Here is a 6,315-nt window from a genome sequence, read left to right on the forward strand (position 1 = left end):
ATTCATGGCCGATTTATTTTCGGCCACCCTCAGCTATGAAAATATATTGGGATTCCCTCCTTGGAGCCCTTGTAAACAGCGACTTCCAATTTATTTTCACGGCAAAGGAAAGGCATCAAGTGATGAGCGGGTCTGGGTAGCCCGCTGTTCGAAGGGAAACATTATCGCTGGCCTCAGGGCCAGTCCAAAATCCGATGGTTACCTGCTGACAGAACAGAATGCGCCTCCGGTTAACATCGGAAGCACTTTCCCCAGAATCATTGTTTACACTGCTGCCAGTAGCTTTCCATCTCTTCCAGCGTCAGTTGTTCAAAACGTTCCTCATGTTCGGTAGCCAGGGCTTCCATTTTCCGGAACCGAGCATCAAATTTGTGGCAGGCTTTGCGCAATGCCATATCGGCATCAACACCGAGGTGCCGGGCAAGATTGACACAGGCAAATAACAGGTCACCCATTTCTTCCGACATCCGCTCCTGACTTTCGCTTCTGGCTGCACGGAGTTCATCCAGCTCTTCGTGAATCTTATCAAATACTGGCTCCGGTTCAGGCCAGTCAAAACCGACACTGGCCGCTGCCGCCTGAATTTTTTCGGCACGCTGCAAGGTTGGCAACATGGTCGGCAAATCATCAGGCATGGCAGAGTGTCGCTTTTTTCGCCCTTTCTGCTTTTTTTCTTCGGCCTTTATTTCCTGCCACTTCTGTTTGACTTGTTCTGGTGTCAGCTGCTGCCCGGCAGCAAACGACTCAAGACTGCCATCGGGAAAGACATGGGGATGTCGACGTAGTAATTTTGCCAACAACCCTTTACTGATATCCGCAAAGTCAAAAAAGCCGCTTTCTCTGGCCATCTGGGCATGGAAAATCACCTGAAATAACAGGTCACCCAGCTCTTCTTTCAGGTTGTCGTAATCTTCCCGCTCAATGGCTTCGGCGACTTCGCAGGCCTCTTCCAATGTATAGGGGGCAATGGTGGCAAAGGTCTGTTTCAGATCCCATGGACAACCATGTTCTGTATCTCTGAGTCTGGCCATCAAAGTAATCAGATCATCAATGGAATGTGACAAACCCGGCTCCTGGAAGAATGTAAACGCATGAAAAAGGGGGGGGGATTCCCACGCCAGGCGTGGGAATCAGTCGAATAACTTAACTCATTTTACGATGACGAACAGCATCGATAACATTGGGCAACTGACTGACCTTGGCAAGGATGCGTCCCAGGCTCTCCAGACTCGGAACTTCCATAGTCAGCAGCATGCTGGCTAAATGCTCTTCCTTGCTGGTCCGGGTCTGCATAGAGAGAACATTCACCTTATCGTTAGCCAATACCATGGTAATGTCTCTTAACAGGCCCGAGCGGTCATAAGCCGTAATGATGACATCAACCGGATAACTGTAGTCAGGCCGGGTTCCCCAGTTAACTTCTATCAGGCGCTCAGGCTCACGACTGCGCAAAGAGAGCGCAGTATTACAGTCTTCCCGATGAATCGTTACGCCACGGCCAACGGTTATATAACCGACAATCGGATCCCCTGGCACCGGCTGGCAGCAACCCGCCATCTGAGTGAGCAGATTACCGACACCATCAATAGTAATGGTGCTGTCTGACAAACGTTCCTGTTGTGGTTTGGTGCGAATTTCAAACGTCTTCTCTTCTTCTGGCGCAACCTGCTTCTGTGCCAGGAAAACCACATGGCGAAGCTTTATGTCACCGGCACCGATACCGGCAAACATATCATCCGGTGAAAGGCAGTTCACAGCCCGGGCAAGCTCAGAGTAATTAACACCCTGCAACGCCTGACGCTTAAGCTCCAATTCCAGCAGGCTCTGACCATCGGTGATATTGGCGTCCCGATCCTGCTTTTTGAACCAGCTGGTGATCTTGGCCCTGGCACGACTGGTGTTGACATAGCCAAGATCAGGGTTCAGCCAGTCCCGGCTGGGGCGGGCATTGGGAGCTGTAAGAATTTCCACCTGATCCCCGGTTTTGAGTTTATGGGTTAACGGTACAATACGACCGGCAACTTTCGCACCTCTGCAGCGGCTGCCCACTTCTGAGTGAATCCGGTAGGCAAAATCGATAGGGGTAGCTCCCACCGACAGATCAACAACATGTCCATCTTTGGTGAACACATAGATTCGGTCGGGCTCTACATCCGCACGCCACTGACCACCCAGTTCACCCAGATCGCCAAGGTCTTCATGCCACTCCATAACCTGACGCAGCCAGGAGATTTTTTCCTCGTAGCTGTCACTGCGACTATTAACGTCAGTGCCCTTGTACTTCCAGTGCGCGCAGACCCCGAACTCTGCTTCCTCATGCATATCATGGGTACGTATCTGAACTTCAAGGGTTTTGCCATCAGGGCCAAACACCGCCGTGTGCAGGGAGCGGTAGCCATTCTCTTTCGGAGTGGCAATGTAATCATCAAATTCTTTGGGAATATGATTCCAGAGAGAGTGTACGACCCCCAGTGCCGCATAACAGTCGCGGACTTCATGGGTGAGAATACGGACCGCACGAATATCATAGAGATCCCGGAAATCGACGTTTTTCCGTTTCATCTTCCGCCAGATACTGTAGATATGCTTCACCCGACCACTGACATCACTCTCAATCCTTGCATCCGACAGTGATGCTTTCAGGGTATCGATGACGTCGGTAATGTATTTCTGGCGATCAAGTCGTTTGCCATCCAGTAATCTGGCGATTTTCTTATAGTCCTGGGGCTTAAGGTAACGGAAGGAGAGGTCTTCGAGCTCCCACTTGATATAACCAATACCAAGCCGGTGGGCCAGCGGCGCATAAATTTCAAACACCTCTCTGGCAACCCGCTGCCGTTTCTCCTTACTGGCGTGCTGAACAGCCCGGATAGCACAGGTTCGCTCAGCCAGTTTGATCAGGGCAACACGGACATCGTCAATAATGGAAACCAGCATCTTGCGAACTTTTTCCAGCTGGTCCTGATGATGATCGAGAACCTGCTTTCTGGGGTTCTGGATATTGCTGATGGCCGCCATGCCCTGAACGTCTTTGATCAGACCGGCAACCACCTTGCCAAAATTCTCTTCAACCTGGTCAAGAGACAGTTTGGTTTCACGGACAGCCCGATAGAGGACAGCAGCAACCAGGGTATCCATATCCAGTTTCAGCTCGGCAAGGATCTCTGCCATGTCCAACCCGGTTCTAAAACACCCTTTTCCCGAAGGCCAGGCTGTTTCTTCAGTGTCGAGAGAGCGCTGCAATGCCAGCAGCTCAGCCTGTCGGGCCAACTCGCAGGCCTCCCTCAGGCTATCAGTATCACCAACACCATAACGTTCCTGCAGGCGATTCAGCCAGGCACCCAGGTCGACACTGCCGTCGAAGAGCTGAGGCTGATCCTCTCTGACCTTGACCATCTATTCCATTCCGTCTCTTTCTGTATAAATAATGCCCTGTCACCGGTACCCAAACCCCCGGTCAGGTGTCGGGCTTAAGACTACTACCGGAAAGTAGCCATTAACAGGCTACTTGCTAAAAATCTATGCTCTGACAAAAAGCGCCATGGACTCCACATGAGCAGTTTGCGGAAACATATCCATTACACACAAACGCTCAAGCCTGAAACCATGGGAGACAGGACTGCCAGAATCTCTTGCCAGAGTTGCCGGATTGCAGGAAATATACAACAGTCGGTCAGACAATAAGCAGGCCAGTTGCTCAATCATGAAAACTGTAGTATTGCATTTTTAACCTATGTTAAAATTTGGTCTTAGCTTACTTATCCATTAAACCACTTTTTGAATGAGCGAAAGTTGACTCAGGTGGACTGATTAGTTTTCCTTCTAATTGATCGTAGACATAATTATAACTATTAAAATATTTGTTATTCTTTTGCAAAGAGTCAGGGTCAGAAGACTCCATTACTTCGGATTTAGTTCTTTCTATTACAGTTTTGATGGTTTTATGTTTAGAACACGCAACACCCATTACTGCATTTTCGATAACGATCTTGGAGTCAGGTGGCGTCCAACTGGATGGTTCAGACACTAAGTGATCTCCTACTCCAAGGACTTCTTTCGTCTTTAAAGAAATATCTGGCATGGCTGCTGACATTGTTGTATCAAAATCCCGGTATATTAAACAGCCATTATTGCTTGATGTATCTTGAATAAGGTCTGAATCATATAACAATATGCATCGTTGCAAGTCAACATACAAAGATTTTGTTCCTGTTATTAATGGCTGTGTATCTTTTTGCATATCAATATTTTGTATTTGCTCAAGTGTCAGCATATCTATTTGTCTTATAAACTCCTTACACATTTTGAGCTGTAGAATATCATTTTTGTCATGGCAATTTAATATTTCCTGGTCATTAATAATCTCTAGCCATGGACTAATTTCAACCATATTTTTCCATGTTTCAGTTATATCAGGGCCGCACGCATCATGAAAATGACATTTTTTTCCATCCATTAATTCGGCAAAATTTGAAAGAAGCCAAAATTTTTTTCTCAGCCCTGTTTCTTCTTGTTTGATTATTCCAAGCCTTAATTTTGAAGCAGTATCACCGTATTCAACCGCATCTTTGATTTCATTAAAATGAATAACCTTCAAATTATCATTTGTTGCTTCCAGTTTTTTGAAAAACTTATTGACTTCTTCTTTTTGCATATCATCCAATAGCTCTGGCTGGAATACTTCATAAACAAGATGAATTGTTGGCGTGTTAACTGGATAGTGCCTTTTTACTTCAGAAAGAATATTTTTCAACTGCTCTATTTGCCTATCTCCTATCGGATTTTCACTTACCCCAATATTTTTTGAATTGGTTTTATCATTAAATATGACCCACTGCAGCAATTGATTAGAGTTGCCTGGAAGTGTGACTTCTTTGTATTTATCATCCCATTGTTCTTGAGTTAATGCATCATAATACACTTCTTCATGGCTTTGCTTTTGAATAGGCTTATAGTCTGTTCCATTTGCAGAGATTTCATTTTCTTGTTTAGCTGTTATAGAACGCTGACCAACAAAGCTATAAGCACCAGTAATAATCTTGGTTAATGGTTTTAACCATGAACCCTGCTCCTGGTCTTGTTTGACATCCCAGATAAAATGGCGTTTATCCTTATCAGGGATTATATTTTTTTCGGAAGAAAAGTGTGCATTTTTATTAGCATCTGCTGTTATTCTATCCACAATCCAAACTCCTACAATTCAGTTAGATTAAGCCTGCTTGCAAAGGGCAGGTCCATATCAAACTCTAAATCGTTGTTAGGTTAATTCAGAATATATTTGACTGTTTTTTACTTAACTTTTACTGATAAGGAATAATCAGCATTAACCTGTCCGGTTACTATTCTTGGCCTCTGCAGCACCCCGAAGCGGATCCATCGAAGCGTTGACATGGTTATTGACGTGCCATCAATGACCTCGTTTTCATTGACCCTAACGCCACCGTCTTCTTCATTGGGAAGGCGCTGACTTTCCAAGAGTTTTACATCGCTATTATTAATCAACGGGTCAATAATGTTTTTGTGCAGCTTTGTCAAAAGTGAACGAGCCATTGAATACCTCTTTCTGCTTCTCAATCACGCTTCGACCTTTGCATACAATGAGCGCATCAGCAAAGTCCGCTTCCTTACCTTTTACAGGCTTTGCGTTCTTAAAGTCACTCAGGGCTTTCCAAACAACCTGATCGTCCTCAAAGTGGAGGTTGGTTTCCTGAAAAAGCTGCAAAATGGTCTCGATGATTTCAGACTTGGTAAGCTGGTACTTTTTGCCCTTCAGCGTCCAGACTGTCTCAACCAGAGCGGCATCAGTCACCAGAACCTTTCCCTCTCTCTGAATCAACCGAGTGGCCTGTTTTGACTGCTTTTCATCATCTTCCAGCAAGTACCGGAGTAGAATATTGGTATCAATGGCTATCACTACAAAGCACTCTGAAGTGAATCGTCATCTGAGATGTCCTGCTTGGCCTTGACGTGCTTCAGAACCCCTTTTGCTGCCCCTTTATGCTTCTTGATCAAGGTAATCCGACCATCGACGATAAAGCTGTCGATTTCATCTCCTGGCTTGATGCCAAGTTCTTCACACTGACCGGCAGGTATAGTGATTTGCCGTTTGGCACTGAGTTTAGGCATAGCTTTGTCTCTTTACATATTGCGTATAGTAAAGATAGCGAATCGCTTTACTTATCGCAATATATAAAGAAGAGGCTGTACTGGACCTTCGTTGGAATTCCTGCTAGTCAACACAATATACTACTACCTAGTACTACGCGATGCTCGGGTTTGAAACAGGCATAAAAAGGCACGGCTGCCCCTTCTTCT

7 protein-coding genes are annotated in these 6,315 nt (G+C 45.8%); all 7 read right to left on the reverse strand.

The window, feature by feature from the left end:
- Positions 1-257: 257 nt before the first annotated feature.
- Positions 258-1,064 carry a nucleoside triphosphate pyrophosphohydrolase gene (gene mazG / locus KDK15_RS06495; protein WP_257294555.1) on the reverse strand — a complete coding sequence of 269 codons (807 nt, stop codon included), beginning with the start codon at positions 1,062-1,064 and terminating at the stop codon, positions 258-260.
- A gap of 79 nt (positions 1,065-1,143) precedes the next feature.
- Positions 1,144-3,396 (reverse strand): GTP diphosphokinase, encoded by a 2,253-nt coding sequence (gene relA, locus KDK15_RS06500; RefSeq protein ID WP_257294556.1) that lies wholly within the window; start codon positions 3,394-3,396, stop codon positions 1,144-1,146.
- Between the two features lie 123 nt (positions 3,397-3,519).
- On the reverse strand, positions 3,520-3,705 hold the full coding sequence (locus KDK15_RS06505) for a hypothetical protein (RefSeq protein WP_257294557.1): 186 nt from the start codon (positions 3,703-3,705) through the stop codon (positions 3,520-3,522).
- A gap of 49 nt (positions 3,706-3,754) precedes the next feature.
- Positions 3,755-5,182 carry a hypothetical protein gene (locus KDK15_RS06510; protein ID WP_257294558.1) on the reverse strand — a complete coding sequence of 476 codons (1,428 nt, stop codon included), beginning with the start codon at positions 5,180-5,182 and terminating at the stop codon, positions 3,755-3,757.
- Positions 5,183-5,289: 107 nt separating this feature from the next.
- Positions 5,290-5,550 carry a hypothetical protein gene (locus tag KDK15_RS06515; protein ID WP_257294559.1) on the reverse strand — a complete coding sequence of 87 codons (261 nt, stop codon included), beginning with the start codon at positions 5,548-5,550 and terminating at the stop codon, positions 5,290-5,292.
- Positions 5,507-5,914 carry a type II toxin-antitoxin system VapC family toxin gene (locus tag KDK15_RS06520; protein WP_257294560.1) on the reverse strand — a complete coding sequence of 136 codons (408 nt, stop codon included), beginning with the start codon at positions 5,912-5,914 and terminating at the stop codon, positions 5,507-5,509. The genes KDK15_RS06515 and KDK15_RS06520 overlap by 44 nt, the downstream gene beginning before the upstream one ends.
- Complete coding sequence (locus KDK15_RS06525) at positions 5,914-6,126, reverse strand: AbrB/MazE/SpoVT family DNA-binding domain-containing protein (protein WP_257294561.1); 213 nt, start codon at positions 6,124-6,126, stop codon at positions 5,914-5,916. Before KDK15_RS06525 ends, KDK15_RS06520 begins: the two co-directional genes overlap by 1 nt.
- Positions 6,127-6,315 lie beyond the last annotated feature (189 nt).

This window comes from Endozoicomonas sp. YOMI1 (genome assembly GCF_024606345.1).
Classification (GTDB): domain Bacteria; phylum Pseudomonadota; class Gammaproteobacteria; order Pseudomonadales; family Endozoicomonadaceae; genus Endozoicomonas.

Bases quoted from the DNA above. Each gene is read 5' to 3' on its own strand.
- relA (WP_257294556.1), bottom strand. From the start codon at position 3,396: ATGGTCAAGGTCAGAGAGGATCAGCCTCAGCTCTTCGACGGCAGTGTC.
- KDK15_RS06505 (WP_257294557.1), bottom strand. From the start codon at position 3,705: ATGATTGAGCAACTGGCCTGCTTATTGTCTGACCGACTGTTGTATATT.
- KDK15_RS06515 (WP_257294559.1), bottom strand. From the start codon at position 5,550: ATGGCTCGTTCACTTTTGACAAAGCTGCACAAAAACATTATTGACCCG.
- KDK15_RS06525 (WP_257294561.1), bottom strand. From the start codon at position 6,126: ATGCCTAAACTCAGTGCCAAACGGCAAATCACTATACCTGCCGGTCAG.